The following is a 24,074-nucleotide window of genomic DNA, read 5'->3' on the forward strand; positions in this document are numbered from 1 at the left end:
AAAATAAATGGCCATTTATTTGTTTATTTTGTACTAAAATTTTCATTACTTATCATTATTTTATCTGTAGCTGCTATATATAATAAAATTTAGAGTTTATCGATAAGAGGAACCGACATCGTTTGTATCATAATCTTCCTAATTTCTCTCGCATTATTTAATGAAGAAACCTTTTTTTTAAGCTTATTTTTTATGTCCTGCTTTTCAATTTCACTTTGATCATTTTCATTGAATTTCATTAGTTCTTCTTTATAAACACTATCTATAATAGCTTCTTTTGCAAAAGTAGTGAGCTCTTCAAATTTAATAAAATGATCAAACCTTGCGTAAATGGGAGCACCTAAATTTTTCTTTATTTCTTTTTCACTTTGATAATTTGAAGTACAAAAAATAATTGTATTTTCTAAATTCACCTCATAGAACTTATCTGAATAAATTCCTTCATCAAAAAATTGATAAAAAGCACTATAAAACATTGGGTGAGCTTTATCAAACTCATCTAATAAAATGATATTTGTTTCTCTATCTAATAAATCTTTAGCAAAAGAATTACTCTTATCACCAAATATATAATTCATAAAGTTTTCATTATGAAACATCGAGAGTTGTTTTCGAAACAATGTGTGCTTAGGGTTAACAACTTTATTAACAAATTTAGCTGTCTCTGTTTTCCCCACACTGGTTGGACCGTAAAGCATAATTACGGTTGGTTTTTGGACCCCTTTGTTTGTCATACAATAAAGTGATGCCAAAAGTTCATTTTTAACAATAGATTGTCCATAAATAACTTCATCAAAATTCTGTTTTATATATCTTAAATGACTCAATTCTAATTTAGAGTACTTATAGGTATCTACCGATATTTCTACTTCAGTTTGTGAAGTTTGCAGTTGATGTAAGATTTTAGCTGGAGGATTATGCAGTAACACCTCTTCATACCCATATTTTTCAGCAAATAATAAACTATAAATTAAAAATCCTTCTATAAAAAAGTCTGCAACACCTGAATACTCGTCTGAATAAATAACTAATGTATTACAATTATTATAAATGTCTGAATGTGAAGTTTCTTTTGAGTCTAGTGATCTTACTAAATTTGAAAGTGTTAAAGCATTTTCAGTGGGGACACTTTTATCAAATTCACTTTTAGGACCATTAAATATTTTAAATTTCAATTACTCTTCGCCTCCACTCCAGCAAGAATTACATCATATACTTTTAAGTAGTCGCTAACTGCATTTGTTCCTACATCATCTCCTAATACTTCGCTTGCTGAAAGGCGAGTAGTTTCCCCATTGCCATCCATCTCATTTTCAATTATTAGATCTGTTTCTTTTGCTTCTCCTACTTCTACCGCATAATATTGAAGTTTCATTTTAGGTAAATCCATCAAGCTGTATGCATTTTTAAACGTATTAATATTAAATCTTAGAATAACTTGCGTATCGTCTTTATATGCTAAAAGTTCGTAATAACCTTTAGCGTTTTCTAATATCTCATCAAGTTTATGAATATCGAAGTCTTGCATTTCTGACATAAGAGGGGAATCTTCCTTGATAATCTTCATATATGGAGTATACATTTTAATAAATGCAAAAGAATTTTTAATAGGACGGATAGAAAAGCCCTTAAATATATGTAATTTCTCTTCCTCTTTTAATTTACTACTAAGTCCATAGAAGTCGGCTAAAATAGTATTTGAAATAGTTTTAGTGACAAGTGAATCACTCGCACTCGCAGCGTCTGCACTAACTTTTACACTAAAAGCTGCCTTAATTGCTGTAAAAAAATTTGTACCTGCTCCTACTTCTGCTGAAACTTCCGCTTTACCTCCAAAATGGACCGTTCCTTTCTCTTCGTCAACTGAAATGAGTTCTCCTCCATATTCTATCTGTAAAATATCTGTGGCAGATCCCTCATCAAAATAAATTACCTTTTGCATATTAACACATCCCTCTCTAAATATTGATATCTTACTCATTTCTAACTTGCTCATCAATAAAATATCTTATCGTATATGGATCCATGCTTTTTTCGGAATAGTAAAAAATGCGGGGAGAACATAGTAAACATAACTAACATTTAGTGATAGACTTATGGATATCTATAATATACCATTATAAGAAAAGAATGGGGGTTATGTTGAAATGTATAATTCACAAGCAGCTAGATTAACACTATATGCATTTATTTCAGCAATTGAATCTGATTTAAGAGATTTCTTAACTCTTAATATAGTAGAAGAAAAAGAAAAAGAAATACTTGAAAAATTCATTGAAAAAGTTGAAAAAAGAGTAAGACTAGAAGAAATAGAATCCAGTAGTCTTTTGCCTATAATACACTTTTTAGATTTTGGAGATTTAAAACAGATTCTAGATATTATTGTGAGCGATCTTCCTGATAGTTATAAAAATCAAATAAAGGAACTATCGGAGAGAATAGAAAATATTACTCCAATTAGGAATCGAGTTATGCATTCAAGGCCTCTAAACTTTGATGATTTTCCAACGATAATTGACTTTATTGAAGATATACATAAATACGGATTTGTAGAATTCTATAATACTAAAGATACAAAGAGTAAAATTATGCAGGACCCATCTTATATTTATGGTCTTAAACTTCCTTCTCATGAAAATTATCAAAATGCGATATTAAATAATTTACCCCAACCTGAATTTGATGACACGGGTTTTGTAGGGAGGAATATCGATAAAAAAAATATTAAAGAATTAATATTGGGTCATTATCCTGTGATATCAGTAGTTGGTGATGGGGGAATAGGTAAAACAGCACTTGTTCTAAATTCCCTTTATGAGCTATTAGATGATTCAGCGCATCAGTATGAAGGTATAATATGGGTTTCCTTGAAAACTCGTACATTAAATAATGGAGAGTTTATAAATATACAAAGTACAATTACTAATACAGTAGATATTTACAAGGAAATATATAATGTTTTAGATTCTACTACTTCAAATCAAGATTTAGATAATATAATCACCAATATTATAGAATATATGGCTAATTTTAATATACTTTTAGTATTAGATAATCTAGAAACCATTAATACAAGTTCTATTAGGGAATTTCTTATTAAAATCCCTAAGAACTCGAAAGTTATAACAACTTCTCGGATAGGAATAGGCGAGTTTGAGCATAGATATAACTTGCAAGGACTTACTGATAAAGAATCTAATTATTATTTAAGAAGATTAGCTCAAAATAACAAATTAAACATATTAAGTAAAGTGCCAGAGAAAAAACTTTCAGAAATTGCTTCAAATTTATACTTTAATCCATTAGCTATGAAATGGTTTGTAGCTAATATGCTAAAAGGGGAATCCATAGAATCTATCCTAAAACATAAAGATGATTTAACTGAATATTGTATGTCTAATGTTTATAATAAGCTCTCAGAAGATGCTAAGAAGATATTAGAGATAATGCTTATCTCAAATAAAGAATGTAGTAATGCTGAATTGACATATTTGTTTAATATAGATTCTTTACGTTACGGTAAAGCAATGAATGATCTGTTTGCCACAAATATGGTTAATATGAAAAATGATAATAAAAAAGTTGAAAATCGAACTTTATTCTTTATTACAGATTTTGCAAGAGAATATCTAAAAAAGCACTGCAAACCCAGTAATAAATCATTTATTTCGATTCAAAAGAAGATGAGAACTTTAAAAGGACTTTCTGAAAATTTGCAAAATGAAGAAAATGACCCTTATAGAATTGAGTCAATCTTTATAAATCATTCTGATGAAGAGATATCCGCTTCTTATTTAAAGAAGGCATTAACTTTTGCTAATAAAAGTGAGTTTGAAAGTGCTGAAGAATATATCGAGAAAGCTAGAAATGCAACCCCTGATTTCTTTGAAGTATATAAAATATCAGCATTTATCAGTGTTTTACAGAACGATTATTATGCTGCCGAACTTGCTTATCAGACCGCTATAGAATGTAAACCAGATTATCCACCGATATATTTCTTTTACGCAGGTTTTAAATTAATGACAATTGAGAATTTTGATGAGGCTTATGATGCTATCACTTTTGCAGAAAAGTTAGATCCTAAAAATAATAGAATAAAAATGCACAAAGGTAGAATATTAAAACAGTTGGGTGAGTACTCAGAAGCTGAAAAAGTATTTAACGAAGTACTTGAAAATCTAGAAAACTTAGATATTAGAACCAAAAAGGAATTAGTTGATCAAGCGTCTGATAATTTAAAAAGATGGGCTGATATGACAAGAAACGAAAACGGGGAGTTAGCTGAATCTCTAATAAAAAAATCAATAAATATACTTGAAAGAATAGACGAGGCTCATTTTGACACCAAGATTGTTATTACAATTTCTAAGATAATTAAAACCTTAACATATATATATATTGAAATGAATAAAAATGACGTCTCATATTTAATTGAACTCTTAGAAAAATATTATTCAAAAGTAAGAGTTATTGAAGATAAAAACTTTAGACGACCTTTCGAATCACTTTTGGCTAAAATAGACTTAAATCAAAGAGAAGATATTACTAAAATATTTTCTTCCAATGTTGTGAACCATACAATTAAAGAACAAGGATTCATTATAAGTTTAATGCCTACATATGGCTTTATTAAAAACTTTTCACCTAACAATTTATTTTTCTATTGGAATGATTTTGAAGGAGACTTTTCTAAACTTGCAATAGGGGATAAGGTTCAGTTTACAATAGGTAGTTCTGAAAAAGGTCTCTGTGCAAAAAAAGTTACACTAGTATAAAAAACTTGTGGACTGTTTAATTTGGTCTACAAAAATCTCCAGAAGAACCCCCTGCATCCTATCATATGGTTGGATACAGGGGTTCTTTTCTTTGAGAATATCTTAAGGAAATTCCCAAAGAAAGTGGAAGCATAGACCCTAGCACCTCTCAATCCCATTTTTATAGAGCTGATACTCTCTTTTTATTAAGCATGGTAGTTGTCCCCTTTCTAAGAATTGACTCTCCCAGGAAGTTTACTATAGTAAACAGTAATAAATGAATGAATATTTTGACTCAGAAATGAGATTTTAATTAAAAGAGAAGAAGGCACCCCTAGCTTCTCTTTTTTTACTTCGATTTCATTTTGAAATTCTAGTCAAACTATCGAAAAGTGTAATATAAAAATCAAGTATAATAGAGATAATATTTTAAGGAGGAAATGATGCTTACTTTAGTGACATTTCAAAAAAATTAGGTAGATAATAATTTGAAGAGAGCTAAGAGCCAGATTGTCTAGGAGGAAAAAAATGGAGAGTATAGAAATTCCAAAAGAAGATGATGTGCTTGAGCTAATAGAATATTTTAAGAGTGAGTTAATTATTTATGCTACTGGTGGTTCATCAAATATTTCAGATTCTGAGTATGCACGAATTCGAAAAATTTTAATAGGTATCCCAAATATAAACGATTTAGTTCCTGAGTTTGTAAAGAAATATCGGAGTAAATTAGAATTTTGGGGATTTATAAAAGAAGAATATAGTTCTTATGCTGAAAGACGTACGTATTTAGCAAAAGTATTTAATGCAATGGTAGATAGATTAGAAGAGTCAAACTTTCTTTTGATTCCACAGTATGAACGTAATCAATTAATAGGTGAAGGTGGATTCGGACAAGTTTATAAGGTAGAAAACGAGTTAATAAAAATGAGTTTTGCTATAAAAGTGCTAAATCCTGCGTTTGCGAATGGAGGTGAAGGAAATCTAGAGAGATTTTTTAGAGAGGCACGAATCTTATTTAAATTACATCATCCAAATATTATTAAAGTTTATGATGTAGGATTAACAGGGAAAATTCCATTTATTAAAATGGAACATTTTGAAGGTAAAGACTTGAACAAAGTGTTGAAAGACCATAGTAATCTGACCCCAGAAAAAGCTCTTGTATTAATTGAAGAAGTAAGCGAGGCTTTAAACTATGCACATAACGAAGTAGGAATTGTTCACAGAGATATAAGACCAAGTAACATTATGGTCGCACGCCCTAATCAATTTAGACTTATTGACTTTGGTTTAGGCGTTTTTTTAGAAAAAGAATTAGTTTCTAGAATAACTAGGTCTGGAGAAAATATTGTAGGTGGGCATTACACAGCGCCAGAACTATTAGAGAATCCAAGTCTTTTAGACCCACGATCGGATATTTATTCTTTAGGAGCTGTATGGTTTACTGTGTTAACTGGAAGACCGCCAGCAGGAAGTAGAATTAAAGATCAGCTATTATCAATCCCAAGATTGAAGGGGGAATATTCTGATATGATATTAAAATGTCTTGATGATCTAGAAGATAGATATCAGAATATAAATGAGCTATTAAATGACATTCAGAATTATAGGAAGAACATTCTAGATTAATTAGTTAGAGTACTTTTAACGAATTTTTTTAAAATTAAATGAAAAGTATACAGAAATTAAATCGTATTTAAATTTAGATATACCGATTACTTTTTATATGAAATTGCAATCGGTGAGATTAAAATGAACAATTAAGAAAGGAGGAGGAGTAGGATGTATTGGCCAAGAAAAAAGGGGAACTTTAAATTTGTGGATAAAGAGAGCATTCCTTTATTAGAAATAAAAAATACGGGTGATATTGAACGAGAGTTTTACGTTTACTCTGAAAATTTTATATCAGCGGCAAATTTATTAGTGAACCATGTCTTAGAAACAAATGAAAATACTAAAAAAGATTTTTGGCTCTTCGGCCTAACTTATTTATACAGACAAAGCTTGGAGCTTATCTTAAAATCTATAGCCTTTAAATATATAACTATAAAGAATGATAGAGTGGAGTTTATAGGAAGGGTTAGACACAATCTAAAATATGCATATGATGAAATAAGTTTATTGGTACCAGCAGATGATCTTAGCTTGAAGGAAAGGGAAAGGGAATGGTTGAAAACTTTTTTGACTAATATATCTGAATGTGATGAGCAGTCTGATATGTTTAGATACCCATTCAGTATAAAAATGAAAGCATTTTTTCAAAAGCAAACCCATATCAACTTGAGGGTTTTAGGTACTAATATGAATACTGCTTATAAATTGTTAACTATGATTTCAAATAAGGCGGATGAAATCGATCATAAGGACTTAATCAAGTTCAAACCCGAATTTTTAATGTCTAGTGGAAGCTATCTTGAGCAAGCTGTGATTTGGAAAGGTTTCAATAATAATAATTATTACCCTTATATTCAGGGATATATGGAAAGTGGTAAATATTTATATGAATTAATTAAAGATGATCAAAAAGTCTACCTGTTCTTACCAATGTGTTATATGTATAGAAATGGAATAGAATTGGCTTTAAAACGTATTTTAGTCGAAGACTGTCAATTCGATAATCAAACAGCAGCAAATAAAATGAAAAATAAAAAGCATAGTATAGAAGGACTTTGGAATGTAATAAAAAATTATATAATTATAAGTTCTGATGTTCCCGATGACAGTTCAACTATTAATGATGTCGAGCTCTATATTAAACAACTACACAATTTAGATATTACTTCCGACAAATTTAGATATCCAATTAATAAATTTTTGAAATTCCACTTTGACAAAAAGGTAAGATTTGATGTAACCAATGTTTCGCTATGCTTTTATGAATTATTTACATTCTTAGATGCTGTAGATAGTATGCTTTCTCATCAAAATGAAATTTTGGCAGAAATGGAACTGGAAGCACGAAGAGAGTTGGAAAGTGATTACGAGCGCTATTAACATAAATTTCTTAAAACTAATGAATCGTTAAAGATTCTTCAATAGAAGAAAGAAAGAAAGAAAAAATATAAATTTATCTAATTTTCTTCTATTATATAATAGTCTTGCTGTTTCTTCTTCGAGTGCTTTAATCTTTGTATCAAGTTTATTTTTATCTTGGAAGAGGAAAGTATTTGCGTATCCAACAATATAAATAACAGGATGACGTTGATAGTCCTCGCCAATTTTAGCAATAAACACTTTTAAATTTCCTTTTATACCCTCAGTGGACGTGGAAAAAATTTCTGTTAAGAGACCTTCCTTCCGTAGGCCGATATAAGTCAATGTATTTTTTATTGGCTTATTTCGATTACTTTCGATCTTAAGCCAGTTGTTTGCAGTTGTTTGTAGTTGTTTGTAGTACTGTCTCTGAAGTTTTTTCGATAACTGATGCTCAGCAATATCCTTTTGAGGAAAAAGCTGTTTCCGTTTCAAGAATTGCACCACAAGAAAAATATCTCTCTCATCAAGTCCTAATTTTTCAAGGAATTTATTGACTTCCTTATTTTGTTCTTTGCTGCTGACTCGTATGTAACCGAAATTTTTATATATTATTACTCGTGGTTTTTGTTTTCTATTATTCTACCACTTAAATTCATAAACTTATTTATTATAGAAGTCTTTATTATAAAAAAAAAGAAGTCATTTTGGAACATTCAAATTGACTTCTTTTTATTTTGTGAAATTGGAATGTTGATGTCAACTCGACAAGGCAGTACTTTTAGTAAAAAAATTTAGGGGAAAATGAATAAATCAATAATAAAATTGCCAATAATAATAGTAATCTTTCAAGAAAATTCTTGAGATGAAACTACTATTCGAGGTGATAACGACTGAACCAAATCCATAGAAGTATCTTATATAACATTGATCCTATTGGAATTGAAACAGGTTTAGTAGAAAGTCTGAGTAGTTACTTAATCAGGATTTCATATGAACATAACATCCAAGTAGGCCACTTGGTAAATAAGTTAGTGGTTCCTGAAATGCATAAAGATTATTTGGCAAGAAGCTCTATATACGGTGGTAACAGTTTTTATGAAGGTGCTAAAACAATAAATGGATACACGAATAACTCAATTGAATTGGTTTGTGTTTTGGAAAGGTTAACAACCAGAAGAGATCTATTAAACCTAACTCTATTAAAATTAAAAGATTTAGTTCCATTAAGAAATTTACTAAAAGAAACTTTCTCGTGGTGTCCAGAATGTATAAAGAAATGGAACGTTGAACACAAGATTATTTACTATCCATTAATTTGGTATTTAAAACCTATAAAGATTTGTATTGAGCATAAGTGTTATCTTATTGAAAAATGCACATCATGCACCAAGAAAATTGATATACTGCGTAGAAAAATGATCCCAGGTCATTGTCCCAACTGTTTTAACTTGCTAATACAGGATCAACTTAGAAAAGAGATTAACCAGCAGGAATGGCAATGGCATTCATTTGTATATCGAAATATAGAAAGCTTAATAGGATTAAAACCTAGTGAGATATTCACTCAAGAAAATATTAGTAACCAGTTAAATGATATCAATAACAATCTTTTTTCAGACAATATAAATAGTTTTGCTAAATTCTTAAGTATTCCTAAAAGTACTTTAAGAGCCTGGGCTAAATCCGAAAATATCCCTACCTTAGATGGATTACTAATTATCTGTTATAAATTAGAGACTACAATTTTCGATTTCCTCACAAAAAGTTGGGAAAATATAGATTTAAACCATCAGATTGAAAAAAAGAATATTAATAAAGACAAAGCTATTAGAAGAAAACTGGACCTTACTTCTATTGAAAGTAGGCTGAAGGAAGCACTGATATATGAGCCTCCAATTTCAATGGCTTCTACTGCTAGAATAATAGAACACGATAAACGAATCTTATATAGCAATTTTCCGGATTATTGTAAACAAATTTCAAAAAGATATAAAGAGTATATCAATCAAAAATCAAAACAGAGAATAGAAGAATTAAAAAAAGAAATTGAAAAAGCCTTTTATTACTTAGTAAATGAGGGTATATATCCTAGTAGTGAGAAAATTCAGAATAAATCTAATAAAAAGGGGCTGCTCAAGGAGAGAATCCTCCAAGAATATTGGAAAGACCTATTGGCTCAAGAAAATTTTTACAGGAGAAAGGGGAGGAGTAGTAATGATGAGTAATAGTGAGTTTGAAGATTGGGCAATTAAACTCAACTTAACAGACGATGCTAAGAATGAAATACAACGTGTAAGACAGTCACCGCCAGCAAGGAGAGTTGGCGGAGGTAAACATAACGTGAGTGGTCGGTATAGTAGTAAAAAAATGGGAGTTACTATTCAATTTGAAAGTCATAAGGTGGAATTACCTACTATTTACATGTTGGAATATAACGATAATGTTTTAGAATATTATGATCAGCCACCACAAATAAAACTTACCTACTATCAAAGTAATAAGAACAACAAAAAAATGGCTTATTTGAATACACCAGATTTTTTTGTGATTGAAAAAGAAAGGGCATATTGGGTTGAGTGCAAAACGGAAGAAGAGCTTATTAAAAAATCTCAGAGTAATCCAGATAGATACCTTAGGGAGAATGAGCAATGGATATTTACTCCTGGAAAAGATTTCGCAGCTGAATATAATCTAGACTTTCTTATTCACTCATCTTCAGAAATAAATTGGAATCTTCAACGTAATCTTGAATTTCTAGAGGACTATTTTGTTAAAGATTATGTGTTAAATGAAACAAAAATTAAAAGAATAAAGGAATCTATTCAAGAAGCTCCTGGAATAACTTTAAAAGAATTATTACTAAGTGATGAAACTCAGTTTAATGCTGATGATATATATGCACTAATAGTTAAAGAAATTATATATATTGATTTATATAATGAATTAATAACTGATTTAGAAAATGTAAAAGTTTATTTAAATATAGAACAATATAAACTTTTTTCTTTAGTTGAGAATTCAACTAGAAGGAAGAGAAATACTAATACAATAGAGTTGAATAGCGGAAATCATATCGTTTGGGGGAATACAGTTTGGACAATTCTTAATTATGATCACGAAAGTAAAATAGTCTTTTTATATTCAAGGGATGAAAATAAAAATATTGAGTTACCTATTAATTTATTTGAATCGTATATATTAGACGGGTATATTCTTGGGGCTGATAAGGATGAAAATAAGGAAAGTATCGAACTAAAAAAGATGATTTTGCAGGCGAATGAAACTGATTTAATAGAAGCAAACAAAAAGTATGAGATTGTTGTTAAGTATTTAAACGGGGAAAAAATAGAATTTATAGATGTAACAGACAGAACACTCCGCAACTGGGTGAAAAAGTATAAAGATGCAGAAGAACTTTATGGCAATGGGTATGTAGGTCTACTACCTCAAACTAAAAAAAGAGGGAATAGAAATGCGAAGTTACCTGCTGAGACTATAGAATTGATGTATAAGATGATATCTGAAAGTTATGAAACAATAAAATCTAAATCTGCCAAACAAGTTTATCGCGAATTACTTGTAAAGTGCGAGGAATCTAATTTGTATGTACCATCATATGCCACCTTTTGTGAAACAATAAATAATCGAGCATTATATGATATTGAAAAAGCTAGGAAAGGTAGTAGGGCATCTTATAAATATGAAGAGTTTTATATTGAACTTGAATTTACTACTCCAAGACATGGGGAACGAATTTTTGAGATAGCACATATTGATCACACTGAGCTAGATATTGAGCTAAATATTAATGGAAAGGTTTCTAAGCGACCATGGCTTACACTAATGATTGATGCTTACTCTAGACGAATTCTTGCATATTATTTAACCTTTGAAGAACCGTCTTACCGGTCTTGTATGATGGTGATTAGAGAATGTGTGAAAAGAACTAATCGTTTACCAAATTATATAGTGGTCGATGGAGGAAAGGAATTCAGTAGTGTATATTTTGAATCATTGCTAGCGTTATACAGTGTTCATAAAAAACAAAGACCTGCAGCAAAGGCACGATACGGTCATGTTATTGAGCGGTTATTTGGAATTACAAATGAGTTATTTATTCACAATTTAAGAGGAAATACTCAAATCACTAAAAATGTAAGGCAAGTAACTAAAAGTGGAAATCCAAAAAATCATGCAGTGTGGAGACTTGAGACTTTGAATGAACGACTTGATACATGGTTTAGTAATATATATGACAATAAGGAAAATCCATCTCTTAATCAAACTCCAAAAGAAGCATTTGTGGAATCTATAGCTGTGTCAGGTAATCGCTCAAATACTTACATTCCTTACGATGAAAACTTTATATTAATGACTTTACCATCTCCCAAAGGGAAAACAAGAAAGGTCCATCCTGGTCAAGGTATTAAACTAAGCTATTCATATTATTGGTGTGAAGAATTTAGGAATCCTAAAATTGAAGCTACTAACTTAGAAGTTAAATATGATCCATTTAATATTGGGATAGCTTATGCATTTATAGATAATCAATGGGTAAAATGCCTATCTGAACAATATAAATATTTAAATGGAAAGACAGAGAAACAAATAAAATTGATTGCAGAAGAGGTTAGGCAAAAGAGAAAATTATATTCTCGAAATAATACGATAACAGCAAGAATGATAGCTAGTTATATTCTCGAATCAGAAGGAATAGAAGAAATACTTGCTATAGAAAAGTATAAACCTTTAGAAAAGGATCTAAATGTTTTAGAAAATATACAGGTTCCAAAACAAAATGTAGATCTTGTAAAAGAAGATGCAAAAGATGAAGACGATGAACTTGAGATTTTTGGGGAGTTGGTGTAGTGATCAATAAACAAAGATTATTTAGTGAAGAGCTACTAACAAAATCTAAAGAAGAACGTGAAAAGTTTTTTGATGATTTTACTGTTAGCCATCCAAAAATGAAACAGGTATTAATCGAATTAAAAAATGAAATCTATAATGGTTATCATAATATTATAATGGTGGTTGGACCATCTGGTGTAGGAAAATCAAGATTGTTTTATGCAACTGCTCAATCTATTGTAACTGATATGGTTGAAGAGATTGAAGTTGATAAAAGTATTATACCTATTACCGGAATAGAACTCCCAAATCCAGACTTAGGGAAGTTTAATTGGAAAGATTTTTATTATCGTGTACTCACTTCATTAAATGAACCTTTAATTGATTATAAGATTGATGTTAATAATTTGAAGAATAAGGAATACACCCTAAAGTCTAATAATTCAGGGACTGCAGCGGTGTTACGTAGAACAATAGAAAATGCTTTTTATTATAGAAAAACAAAGGCACTTCTTATTGATGAAGCGCAACATTTTTTTAAAATTAATTCAGACAAAAGAGGAGATGGCGAGAAAAATCAAAGACAATTTAATTCAATAAAATCATTAGCAAACATGAGTAATACAAAAATTGTTTTGTTTGGAACATATGATTTAAATACAGTATTTAATTTAGATGGACAATTGTCAAGAAGGGTAAAAGAAATTCACTTTCCAAGATATGACTATACAATACGAGTAGATAAAAAGAATTTTCATTCTATTCTGTTGACATTTCAAAGACTACTACCTGTCCAAGAAGAACCTAATTTAATAGCATACTCAGAATATTTATATGAGAATTCTCTAGGATGTGCAGGAATATTAAAAGACTGGTTGAGGAGATGCCTAGCAGGGGCTATCGAAAATGATGAACCAACTATTACCTATACCAATTTAAAAAAGAACGCGTTAAAAACGAAAAAACTTTTAACCTTGGCAAACGAAGCAATAAGTGGAGAATTAGTCTTTAAAGAAAGTGATAGTGATAAAGATAAACTTAGGGCCCTCCTTGGAACAAAACAAGATGATGTAAAAGAAAAAATAATAAAAAAAGTTTCTACTCCGGGAAAAAGAAACCCTACAAGAGATGATGTTGGTTTAAAATAGTTTTCATTTAAAATTATTTGAAAAAAAATAGAAATGAAAAAATGGTATTTTTATTAATGTGCTACTAAACTAACATTTATACTATGGAGGTATCGATTTGGAAAATATTTTAAACAATCTCCCTAAAAGCAGTTTACTTTATAGCATGAATCCAATTGGAGTTGGTACGTTTAATATAGAAAGTCTTACAAGCTATGTTACTAGGTTAAGTTCAGCTCATAATATAACGTTAGGGGTTTTATTTACTAAAATTATTTATCCATTTTTAGAAAAGGAAAATTTTCCTAGAGATGGAATCAAAGCAAATAAGTCATCTGCTTTTAACAATTTCCATTATAATTCAAATGAACTCGTGTATGCTTTAACAAATTTAACTACCATAAAGAATTTGGAAAATCTTACTTTAATAAACTTTAACTCTTTTTTATCAGATTATGAAGTTCGATCAACTAAATATTGGTGTCCTCTTTGTTTTCAAGATTGTAGAAATAACAAAAGTCCAATCTATGAAAAACTATTATGGAGTTTTGAGGTAGTGGAAGTTTGTTTCGAACATAGATGTAAGTTAGTTAATAGTTGTCCTTCCTGTAATAATATACAATATCATATGACAAGGAGTGGAAGAACAGGGCACTGTTATATATGTGATACTTACTTAGGTTTAACAGATTGTAGAAAATATGAAGAATTGCCACAAGATTATATAGTTTGGCAAAAATGGATCATTGAAAATATAAAAGAACTACTTATACTTAATCAGCAAGAAAGAGTATATAATAATAAGAAATGGATAAATTATGGTGAGAATATCGAATATATTATCAACTTAATAGCTAATAACTATGGAATTAAGAAAAATGATATCTTTAAAGTTTCTAATATTCCAAGAAGATTATATAGTTATTGGAAAAATGGACAAAGAAAGGCTTCATTATATTCGGTATTAAAATTAGGTTATGTTACTTCAATTTCTTTAAACAAATTTTTTTCTCACGAAGAATATATTATGGGAGAAAAAATAAGAAGACTACCTCAGTATATTTACCAAAATAATTTATATAAGAATCAAAAAAAATATGAAATTAATGAACTGAAGGAAGAACTGAGGAGAGTAATTATTAAAAATGAAGATAAAAATAATCCACCCCTTTCTTTATCTCAAATTACAAAAATATTAGGGTATAAAAAAACTGAAACATTACGTAAAAAACTTCCCCATGAAACTGAAATAATAGTAAATAAATATAAAGAGTACATAAATGAAAAAAATATAAAAATGAAAGATGACCTTAGAAGTATCATTATAAAGTTAATGAATGATGGTATTACTCCCTCCTCATCTAATATAGAAGAAGAGTTAAAAAAACCCAAGTTTTTTTGGAAGAATTCCCATAGAGAAATACTTAGTGATCTATTGGAAGAATTAGGTGTAGTGAAAAAAAGCAAATAAGTAAGAAAATGAGAGATTTAAAAGGTTTCTTCTGGAATAAATTCAATAGGAATAACCACTAATCAGCGGCTTTTTTAAAAGAATATTGGTAAACTAGAAGATTCCTATTGAAGTAGCGGAGAAGCCTGAGATAATTTGAATGTTTACCTATCAGTAACTTGATGGAACAATAAGAAATTTACATACATACGCTAAATACCCCATTCAATACGAATGGGGTATTTTAAATTTAATAGGAATTTTAATTCTATATATGTTGAATTTTGCATTCTATTAATATAGAATGAATATTAAGAAAATATAAATTATATTAAAGAGGTGTTAAAGTGGATGTTTTAAATCTTACAAGTAAGAAAAGAGAATCCTATCAAATTCAGCTAGAATACTCAGTTTTATGGGAGTGTGCTTTGGGGATAGCTGCAATAACCAATACCCCATTTATTAAAACTTTAGAAAACCCAGAGGATTATTGGGAAGACCTGAAAAAATCCTTATCAATAGAACTATTAGAGCATTTGAACTTTGTTGAAAGCAACAATACTTGGAAGGCCCTACTTCAATTGTTACATAAGAAAAGATTTAATGATTTATTGGAGTTTACTTCCTACATAAAGGATATTTCAGATACAGATTTTAAATTTATTTGTTTACCCTTTGTTGGCATGAAATTTCAACTCATAAGAAATAAAGCAGCATTAGGCGAGGCAGCGGCTATTGAGGAAATGAAATACTTAACAAGCAACAATCCCTTTTTTCCACGATACATTGAATTCATTAGTACAACAGATGTCAGCTTTCTAAAAGAACACCTTATAGTAGTGATGAAAGGTTGGTACGAAGCTGTTATTAATAAAGATCTCGAAGGACTTAATACAATACTACAAACTGACTATGATATGAAAAAGCAAATGTCCGACAAAATGACTTCTGAAAGACTGGTTGAATGGGCAACTGGAGGAATTGTTTATATGCCAGAACCAAGTGTTAACAATGTTCTTTTAATACCCCAATATATATATCGGCCTTGGAATATAGAGTCAGATATTGAAGGCACTAAAGTATTTTATTATCCCGTAGCGAATGAAAGTATTACACCAAATAATCGATATACACCAAATGACTTTTTAGTACTTAAACATAAGGCATTAGGAGATGAAGTACGAATGAGGATTGTTAAATTACTGTACGAAAACGACCGTACTTTACAAGACATTACTACTCAATTAAACATTGGTAAATCTACAATTCATCATCACCTCAAAATTCTGAGATCAGCTAAATTAGTGGAAATCATTGAATCTAAGTATTCACTTAAAAGGAATGCGGTCGCATTTTTATATGAAGAACTAAACCTATATTTAAGAAAGTAATTGAAAAAGAGGATAAAAAGGAAGGTGACTTACTATTGATTAATAATCCTAGCTTTCGTTCTATTTGGCTGAGTAGTGCAACTTCGGAATTAGGCGGTGCTCTATTTACTGCATGTAATTCAATTTTAATTTACGAGTTAACAGGCTCACCCACTGCTTTAGGGTTGGTATGGCTGATTTACTACATACCATCTTTTTTTATGCAGTTATTTATTGGACCATATATTGATCGTTGGAGTCGTAAATGGATAATGATTAGTTGTCAGTTAATCCGAATGTTGCTCGCTTCTGTTTTGGTCTTATTTCTTTTTCAAGATAACTTTACGATAACTTTTATTTATATCGTTCAAATTATTGTTGGAATAGTTATGCCGATTTTCACACCGGCAAATCAAGCCATTTTACCAACGATCATTGAAAAAGAAAAACTATCACAAGCAAATGCATCATTAGAGTCCGTTCGACAAGTCATGGCGGTTATGGGACCGCTTTTATCAGGTGTCCTAGTAGATGTCTTAGAGATAGAGTGGATACTAGTTATTATATCAATCGCATTTGCACTAAGTGCTGTTACTTTGTTAAAAATAAATGAAAATTATATAAAAATGGCTGTTAGAAAACCGTGGATTGTAGAGTTTAAAGAAGGACTTCAATCCTATTTCAAACATAAGTTAATTGTATGGCTGGGTATATTTTTCGGCTTTGTCCAATTCGGTGTAGGCGTAACAATCGTGACAACTTTACCTTATATAACTACAATATTAAACCAACCTTATTCGGCTTATGGATTGTTTATGTCTGCTTTTCCAATTGGTTACACAATAGGAGCCTTACTTAATTCCAAGCTATTAAAGATTAAGGGTATAGGCATTCTTTTTACTGCGTTATTCATTGGAGGATGTACATATATTTCTTTAGGTATTACACCGTGGTATTTTATTGCTGTCTTGACAGAATGCATGGCAGGTATGGCTATTGCTATTTTTAATATTTACAACATTACACTCATCCAAAGTTCAATTCCAAATCATTTAATGGGAAAAGTGACTTCGGTTCGCTTATTGATAATGCGAACAATGTTACCATTAGGTATATTATTTGCTACAGTAACCGTTCAGTTCTTAAGTATTCGGACATTATATTTTGTAATTGGTAGTGTAATCTGTATTACATCATTGGTTGGGTATCTATATTTAAATAAGCAAGTTAAAGTTGGAAAGAAATTAGGGGAAGTAGAAAGGGAAGGACAGTTTGGTAATTAACTTATTTTTAGGATTATCGGGATTTTTAAATTCAAGTTACTTTAATTAGTCGAACAAGTTAGTGAAATGTTTCACTTTAACTAAAGGTCAACCAGAAAAATCTGGCTAACCTTATATTAACGGGTGCGTTAGTCAAAAATAATATTAAAGTAAAATGAGCCAGGAGAAAATATCCTAGCTCATTTTTATGTGGTTACAGAATTAGAGGGAAGTCTAATTTAAAATGTGATTTGATTTTTCGCTGTTTCATATTTGTATCATAATTTCAAGAAAAATAAATAAATTATATAATTTCCTAAAGTATAAAAATAAAGCATAAGTTTTCCTAAAGTAGAGAGCTTTATAGTTATTTCCTTATTTTTGATTTTTAATTAAGATATTTTATAATATATTCTTCTTAAAAATTCTTTAAAGTCATGTGGCTCTAAGCGTGGGAACTTTATGGTTTATTCTTAGGAAATTATATGGTTTATGTCACATTGGCAACGGTAATTTAATAGTATTCGGAGCGATTACGCAAGCTAGACTCATGCGTTTTCGCTACACAATCGACCTTCTAATCTAATTGATTGGAGGGTTTTTTTGTTGTCTAAAAATAACAGATCGAGTGCAGTTGAAAGAATGATTTTTTTCATGCTTTTACTTAAAATCTCATCGTTATAAAAGACATTCTGTTCTAGCCAAATATTTCGCATTTTCTATCTACTATGTTCATATTCGCGAATCCTATCAAATTGTCTTTAAGACATCGACTTAATTGTTTAACACATTAGTGTAATTTGGTTTTTATGTTAAAATTAAGATAGTTATTTATTTGTACAAACCATAATTTTAAAAGTTAATTTTAGGAGGTTAATAAATTGAGAGAGGTACTATACTATCCGAATTTTTACATAGAAGATGAAAGGTGGTTAAAATTCGCTCTTCTATATCTTGGGGAAGTTGTAACTATTATGCCTAACAATATGGGGGAAATAGAGCTATCGGCAAATCAAGAATTAGTTCTAAGGGAAACTAATCTGTTTTCAGCTCATTCTCCAAATTCTGAAGAAATAGAAGTAGCTGCTTTAAATATTGGGGACACAATAGGTAGAGTTACAATGAATCCTTTAATGCAAAATAGGGCAAATAGCTGGCGTGATTTAGAAGGAGAAAATATAGAGATTTATTCAGGGAAAATGGCTTATAAATTACAAGAAATGTTAATAGAAAAGGAATGGGCTCAAGAAACCGAAAGAGGGTTAATTATTAATAATGACTTAGCAACAGAATACATGACTTTATTAGCGAATGTTATTTCTAATAGAAGGGACATTCCAACAATATCTGATAAGAAGTCAGATGTAAGATATAGAGAATTAGATAGAATAGTTAGAACTGATTTTAGAAATAACAGTTTAAAAACATTGAGAGATAGTATCGAAATTTATTTGCCTAGAAACATTGATGAGACACCTATCGAAAGGATAATTGAATTCCGAAATAATCCAGTCAATCAAAGGAATTTAAACGAATTCCATGATGCGATGGCAATGGTTAATAGGATGGGAGAAATGACATCTGAATATGATATTATTGAAACGAAAAAAAGATTGATTGATGCAAAAAAACAGTATAAAAGCAATTTAAGGAATAGCTTTGCTGTTACAGGGGCGTCTATTTTAGGCATTTATCAACTTATTGATGGTGATGCTTCTAGTTTAGATTTTTTAAAAGAGGTATTAGGAATGGGTGTAATTGCTGGAGTAAAGGTCGCATATGGACAAGTAAATGGGTATACAAATTCATCTAAGGCGGTTAGTTACTTAACTGAGGTAGAAAGGCTAAACAAATTTAATGGTTATAGAAGACCTTGGTAGTATCAATTACTTGCTAATAACACAATTCGATTGATAATGACTAAGATTTCATAATTACGTCTTTGGAGGTTGTTTCGTTGTATAAGAAAGTAGATAGTTTTAATTTTAGTACATATTCGTTTATACCTGAAATTTAGGATTTAGATAATAGTTTTGGATCTATGTTTCTAGAAGTATTATATAAGGAGATAAAATGAAAAAAAAACAATCTCAAAATTCAATAAAGAGAATTGAGTCTTCAAGAACTGGTGGACAAATAGCAATGATGGGATATTCCTATCAATTATTATATTCCTTATATCTAACCTTACTCCATGTGAAAAATGAGAATTATGTTAGATTTGAAGGCATCGAAGATATTGATAGTTATCTTGTAGAAGAAAATAAAGAAGGCACTATTTATCATACGCAATTAAAATATTCAACTAATAAACAAGATGCTAGTTTTATGAAGAGTATCTTAAAAAATTTCTTAGAAATTTATTTATTAGATAAGGATAATGAAGTTAGATTTTTTAAATTAGTTTATAACTTTGATGTAGCTAAAGGGAATTTGGAAAAATTAATTCAAAATAATCTTGATAAAGAAAATATTAAATACTGGAAAAAAATAATTGATACAATTAAATTTGAAAATTTAAATTGGGACTGGAATAAATTTGATTTTAATAAATTTATAAAACAATTAAAGTTTGAGAAAGTCGATAAAGAGTTTTTAGAAAATGAAATTGAAAAATTAATAATTAAGCGTTTTGAAATTCATACATCAAATATAACCCTTTTTTTTAACGGCTTATTTTACACGATTTTTCAAGCTGCCAAGGAACGTGAAAAAATTAATGACAGCTTACTAAATACGGTAATTCAAAATATAAAAGAAGACATTCATTTTGGAGAAAAAAATCCCGCAGTACATTGGATATCTAAGATCGACTTTAAGAACACCTCTCTAGATTATTCCTCTAATTTCTTTGAAGGAAAAAGAGTTACGGTAAATGATATTGTAGCAAATATTCCGATTAGAAGACTGGAACTTGAAAATCAAGTAAGACAATCAATACTTAATAATACTATCACTGTTATTAAATCTTCTAGTGGACAAGGAAAATCTACTCTAGCGTTACAAGCTATGTTTAATTTAAGTAAAGATATGACTGTTTATAGAATAGATTGGTGTAAGGATTCTAAAGAATTAAAGCATCTAGTACAATATTTTAAAAATCGTATATCTGTTGGAGAACATGTACTTATATTAATTGATAATTTAAATGAAGATCATGCAGAATGGAATAAGCTAGCGTTTAAATTAAAAGAAGATATTTCTATAAATTATAAAATAGTTATAACTGTTAGAGAAGAAGATTGGAATCAATATGCGGGAGATCAAAGCCAAATAGGTTCATTAAATTTAATTAAGCCGGAATTAACCCCTTACGAAGCTAAAGAAATTTACTACCAATTAAAATCAATAGGCAAAATTCATCCGAATACTAAAAATTGGCAAATCGAGTGGGAGAAAATTGATAAAAGTAGGTTGCTTATTGAGTATATTTATTTAGTTACTCAAGGTCATATGATTAGAGAACGTTTAGAAAATCAATTGAATAATTTAAGTAAGAAGTCGGATTATTATTTAAAAATTGAAATACTAAAAATCGTAACTTTAGCAGACGTTTTTGGTATTAAAATTAAAACCGAAAAATTAACTGAATTTTTATGTAATACTTTCGAAATACTTGACATTAATTTCACTTTTAAAAGCTTAGAAAATGAGTATTATTTAAAATTTGAAAATGATACTGAATATATTGAAGGTCTACATCAAGTGAGGTCTCAACATATTGTTAATATCCTATTTGAAAATACTCCATATAGTAATACCTTATTAAGTCTTATTCAAATAGTAGATGACTTTTATATAACTAAACTCTGTTCATATCTTCCATCCTATTTATTATCAGAATTAAAAGAAGAATTTTATGAGAACCTTGCAAATAAAGCTGCTTTAAAGTCATATATATTTATGACAAATATTATTAAAGGATTATTTTCTGGGTCTACTTTGCAATATTACATTGAAAATAAATTTGCATTTGATGAAGCAAATGCAAAAGGGGTTTTATTCTTTTTTATAACAGGGCTATTTCCAATTCCTGATAAAAAAATAGGAAAATCATTAGAAGATTTTTTCGATACTCTCAAGCGGAATGATAAATATTCAGAAGGAGTAATAAAATTTGAATCTACTTTAAAATCAACACCTAGACTTGAGCTTACATCTACGGATGCTTATATTTTTTCATATTACTTAAACGAAAATTTGTATAATAAACAGCTAAAAAGAATTAAAACTAGCTTTTCAGACTTATCATATTGGTTATACAGAATTGATAAAAATTTCAACCTTACATGTAATTTAGATATTGAACAAATTTGGACACAGCGTGATATTTGGAGTTTCCATGATTTAAGTAAATTAATGTTTTTATATTCTAGAACATCCATACAAAAATTCAATGAATTTATTTCTAAAAATAAAGATAAAATATTTACCTATTTAAAAATTCAAACTGATTCTTTGGAACTTAAAGAAGTAAATAATAATATAATAATAAAATATCTATTATCACCCTCTGATCAACATAATTCGAATAATCTCAGTGTAAACAGAATAGAAGAGATTTGTAGATTTTTACCTATTTACGAAACATATATAACTGAGACAATAAAGTTAGAAATTGATATTTTAAACCAGTACGAATATCACGATGATTCTTCAAAAAAAATACCTTACGAAAACGTGATATTAAAATTTAATACAGATATGACCTCAATCTGGTTAAATACATTACAAGGAATATACAAAGCTGATTCTATATATCAATGGCAAGAACATTATATTAAACTAAGAAAAATTATTTTAGATTTAATAGAAATATGTATTTCATTTATTTCGAAAAGAATAAAGGGAAAAAAACTAGGTCAGCATGAAATAAACGAATTTGTTAAGTTAAAACAATCATTTGAAAGTCAAACATTAAGAAAGATGATTTTTCCTTCAACTGACTCTAATCCAAAGCATAATAATTCAAGTAATGATTATAAAATTAGTGAAAATTATTATAATGACTTTCAAATATTTTTAAATGCATTTATCGATCTTTTAACTTTAAAGGATATTTCCCCCAAACTAGTATTAATTAATCTAAAATATTCTATAACTCAGCTTTCTACTATGCATCAAAAGTTTAAATTAATATGTTCTAATACTTACTCTTATTTTGATTTAGAGGAATTATATACTTTAGAAATAAACGCTTTAAATAAAATGTATACTTATATTGATTATTTTATAAATAATCGACATTTTAATAAGAAGTTTAGTAACTATGAAATTGAATTATGGAAAAGGAATCAGAAGGATCTATTAATGAATAGTATCAATGAGATTATTCAGTCTATTAATGTGGACCACTCAATAAAAGTCCTACCACCTAAAGATATATTTCAAGAAGATATATTTAATGTTCTACCTATTTGTATGTATATAAATGAATTTAATTCTATGAACTTTTTGGACATAATTACTTCTCTAAATCAATTTAAGAATTTGGATATTTCATTTATAAACATTACTTTTATCGATTCTAACAATAAAATTTTACCAAATAGTTTTAGGGTAGCTATCGACAAAATAAATGATATTGCTGAAAATAAATCTATGACATTTAATCCGTTTCTACCAATACCAATAAATCTTGAAATATTAAACTTACTTGATTTAGATTCAAATAATATAATTAAACGAGACAATAATATAAACGATGATTTACTTTCTATTTTATATCAACTTTGGACCTATAGTGTTATTAGTTCTTATACAATAAAAGTCAACGATTCAAATGAATTGTATTTCTTAAACACGAAGTTAATTGCAATAAAAAATAATATAGAAACTGCTCTTTTTAATTCAAATTTTTCAAGAGAATATAAAGATTTTATAACCGAGATTCTAGGATCTGTATTGGATAACAAGCTCACTATCGATAACACTATTATTAATAATTTTGTTAACCAGATAATTTCCGAAACGATAGAAGAGTTCAACTAGACAAAATATTTTATCATCTAAATTATGGTGATTTTTAATTCTTTAGTTAGAAATTATTAAAGGGTTGTAGGGAAGTAACCTTAGCATATCCTATTTAATACTGGTTCTTCAGTCTAATTATAATATAGTGAGTTATGCAAAAAGCCTTTTAAACTTTTCGTATAGCTCAGCTTTAATTCTCAATATTATTTATTATAGAAAGGTTACTTTATCTAATATAATCTAAATACTTTGTTCCTCTTTCTAAACTAATAACCCAAACTGAATTGTTAATAGAAGTTAGTTTCCCT

Annotated in this window: 14 protein-coding genes; 11 read left to right on the forward strand and 3 right to left on the reverse strand. The window is 29.0% G+C overall.

The features are described 5' to 3' along the window. Positions 1-89: 89 nt before the first annotated feature. Together D0S48_RS18225 and D0S48_RS18230 are read right to left on the reverse strand one after the other, a co-directional pair. Complete coding sequence (locus D0S48_RS18225) at positions 90-1,175, reverse strand: AAA family ATPase (protein ID WP_151113182.1); 1,086 nt, start codon at positions 1,173-1,175, stop codon at positions 90-92. Further along, complete coding sequence (locus D0S48_RS18230) at positions 1,172-1,942, reverse strand: DUF6414 family protein (protein WP_151113184.1); 771 nt, start codon at positions 1,940-1,942, stop codon at positions 1,172-1,174. The genes D0S48_RS18225 and D0S48_RS18230 overlap by 4 nt, the downstream gene beginning before the upstream one ends. A gap of 205 nt (positions 1,943-2,147) precedes the next feature. On the opposite strand from D0S48_RS18230, the gene D0S48_RS18235 reads away from it, so the two are divergent. From D0S48_RS18235 to D0S48_RS18245, 3 genes are all read left to right on the forward strand, one after another. Next, entirely contained in the window at positions 2,148-4,778 is a 2,631-nt protein-coding gene (locus D0S48_RS18235) for an NB-ARC domain-containing protein (protein ID WP_151113186.1), read from the forward strand. A gap of 507 nt (positions 4,779-5,285) precedes the next feature. Beyond that, positions 5,286-6,386: a serine/threonine-protein kinase gene (locus D0S48_RS18240; protein WP_151113188.1), complete on the forward strand. Its 1,101-nt coding sequence runs from the start codon at positions 5,286-5,288 to the stop codon at positions 6,384-6,386. Between the two features lie 153 nt (positions 6,387-6,539). Next, positions 6,540-7,751 carry a hypothetical protein gene (locus D0S48_RS18245; protein WP_151113190.1) on the forward strand — a complete coding sequence of 404 codons (1,212 nt, stop codon included), beginning with the start codon at positions 6,540-6,542 and terminating at the stop codon, positions 7,749-7,751. A 27-nt stretch (positions 7,752-7,778) separates the two neighbouring features. Here D0S48_RS18245 and D0S48_RS18250 read toward each other — a convergent pair whose 3' ends face one another. Next, a complete protein-coding gene (locus tag D0S48_RS18250) occupies positions 7,779-8,225 on the reverse strand; it encodes a hypothetical protein (protein WP_151113191.1) in 447 nt (148 codons plus the stop codon). Between the two features lie 446 nt (positions 8,226-8,671). Here D0S48_RS18250 and D0S48_RS18255 point away from each other — a divergent pair, with 446 nt between their 5' ends. The 8 genes from D0S48_RS18255 to D0S48_RS18290 all read left to right on the forward strand — a co-directional run bounded on the left by D0S48_RS18255 (position 8,672) and on the right by D0S48_RS18290 (position 23,784). Further along, positions 8,672-9,958 carry a TniQ family protein gene (locus tag D0S48_RS18255; protein ID WP_225321750.1) on the forward strand — a complete coding sequence of 429 codons (1,287 nt, stop codon included), beginning with the start codon at positions 8,672-8,674 and terminating at the stop codon, positions 9,956-9,958. Next, positions 9,948-12,602, forward strand: a complete 2,655-nt coding sequence (locus D0S48_RS18260) for a TnsA endonuclease N-terminal domain-containing protein (RefSeq protein WP_151113196.1) — start codon at positions 9,948-9,950, stop codon at positions 12,600-12,602. The genes D0S48_RS18255 and D0S48_RS18260 overlap by 11 nt, the downstream gene beginning before the upstream one ends. Beyond that, a complete protein-coding gene (locus D0S48_RS18265) occupies positions 12,602-13,732 on the forward strand; it encodes an AAA family ATPase (RefSeq protein WP_225321646.1) in 1,131 nt (376 codons plus the stop codon). The genes D0S48_RS18260 and D0S48_RS18265 overlap by 1 nt, the downstream gene beginning before the upstream one ends. Before the next feature lie 97 nt (positions 13,733-13,829). Further along, a complete protein-coding gene (locus D0S48_RS18270) occupies positions 13,830-15,182 on the forward strand; it encodes a TniQ family protein (protein ID WP_151113198.1) in 1,353 nt (450 codons plus the stop codon). A 326-nt stretch (positions 15,183-15,508) separates the two neighbouring features. Beyond that, positions 15,509-16,552, forward strand: a complete 1,044-nt coding sequence (locus D0S48_RS18275; protein ID WP_151113201.1) for an ArsR/SmtB family transcription factor — start codon at positions 15,509-15,511, stop codon at positions 16,550-16,552. A gap of 35 nt (positions 16,553-16,587) precedes the next feature. Beyond that, on the forward strand, positions 16,588-17,814 hold the full coding sequence (locus tag D0S48_RS18280) for an MFS transporter (RefSeq protein WP_191697721.1): 1,227 nt from the start codon (positions 16,588-16,590) through the stop codon (positions 17,812-17,814). Positions 17,815-18,674: 860 nt separating this feature from the next. Next, the gene (locus D0S48_RS18285; protein ID WP_151113205.1) at positions 18,675-19,673 is read left to right on the forward strand and encodes a hypothetical protein; all 999 of its coding nucleotides are present in this window, start codon (positions 18,675-18,677) and stop codon (positions 19,671-19,673) included. Between the two features lie 193 nt (positions 19,674-19,866). Continuing rightward, entirely contained in the window at positions 19,867-23,784 is a 3,918-nt protein-coding gene (locus D0S48_RS18290; protein WP_151113207.1) for a P-loop NTPase, read from the forward strand. Positions 23,785-24,074: the final 290 nt, after the last annotated feature.

It is taken from the genome of Psychrobacillus sp. AK 1817, from assembly GCF_008807035.1.
GTDB classification, from domain to species: domain Bacteria; phylum Bacillota; class Bacilli; order Bacillales_A; family Planococcaceae; genus Psychrobacillus; species Psychrobacillus faecigallinarum.

Coding starts and splice junctions, on each gene's coding strand:
- D0S48_RS18230 (WP_151113184.1), bottom strand. CDS start 1,942: ATGCAAAAGGTAATTTATTTTGATGAGGGATCTGCCACAGATATTTTA.
- D0S48_RS18235 (WP_151113186.1), top strand. CDS start 2,148: ATGTATAATTCACAAGCAGCTAGATTAACACTATATGCATTTATTTCA.
- D0S48_RS18240 (WP_151113188.1), top strand. CDS start 5,286: ATGGAGAGTATAGAAATTCCAAAAGAAGATGATGTGCTTGAGCTAATA.
- D0S48_RS18245 (WP_151113190.1), top strand. CDS start 6,540: ATGTATTGGCCAAGAAAAAAGGGGAACTTTAAATTTGTGGATAAAGAG.
- D0S48_RS18260 (WP_151113196.1), top strand. CDS start 9,948: ATGATGAGTAATAGTGAGTTTGAAGATTGGGCAATTAAACTCAACTTA.
- D0S48_RS18290 (WP_151113207.1), top strand. CDS start 19,867: ATGAAAAAAAAACAATCTCAAAATTCAATAAAGAGAATTGAGTCTTCA.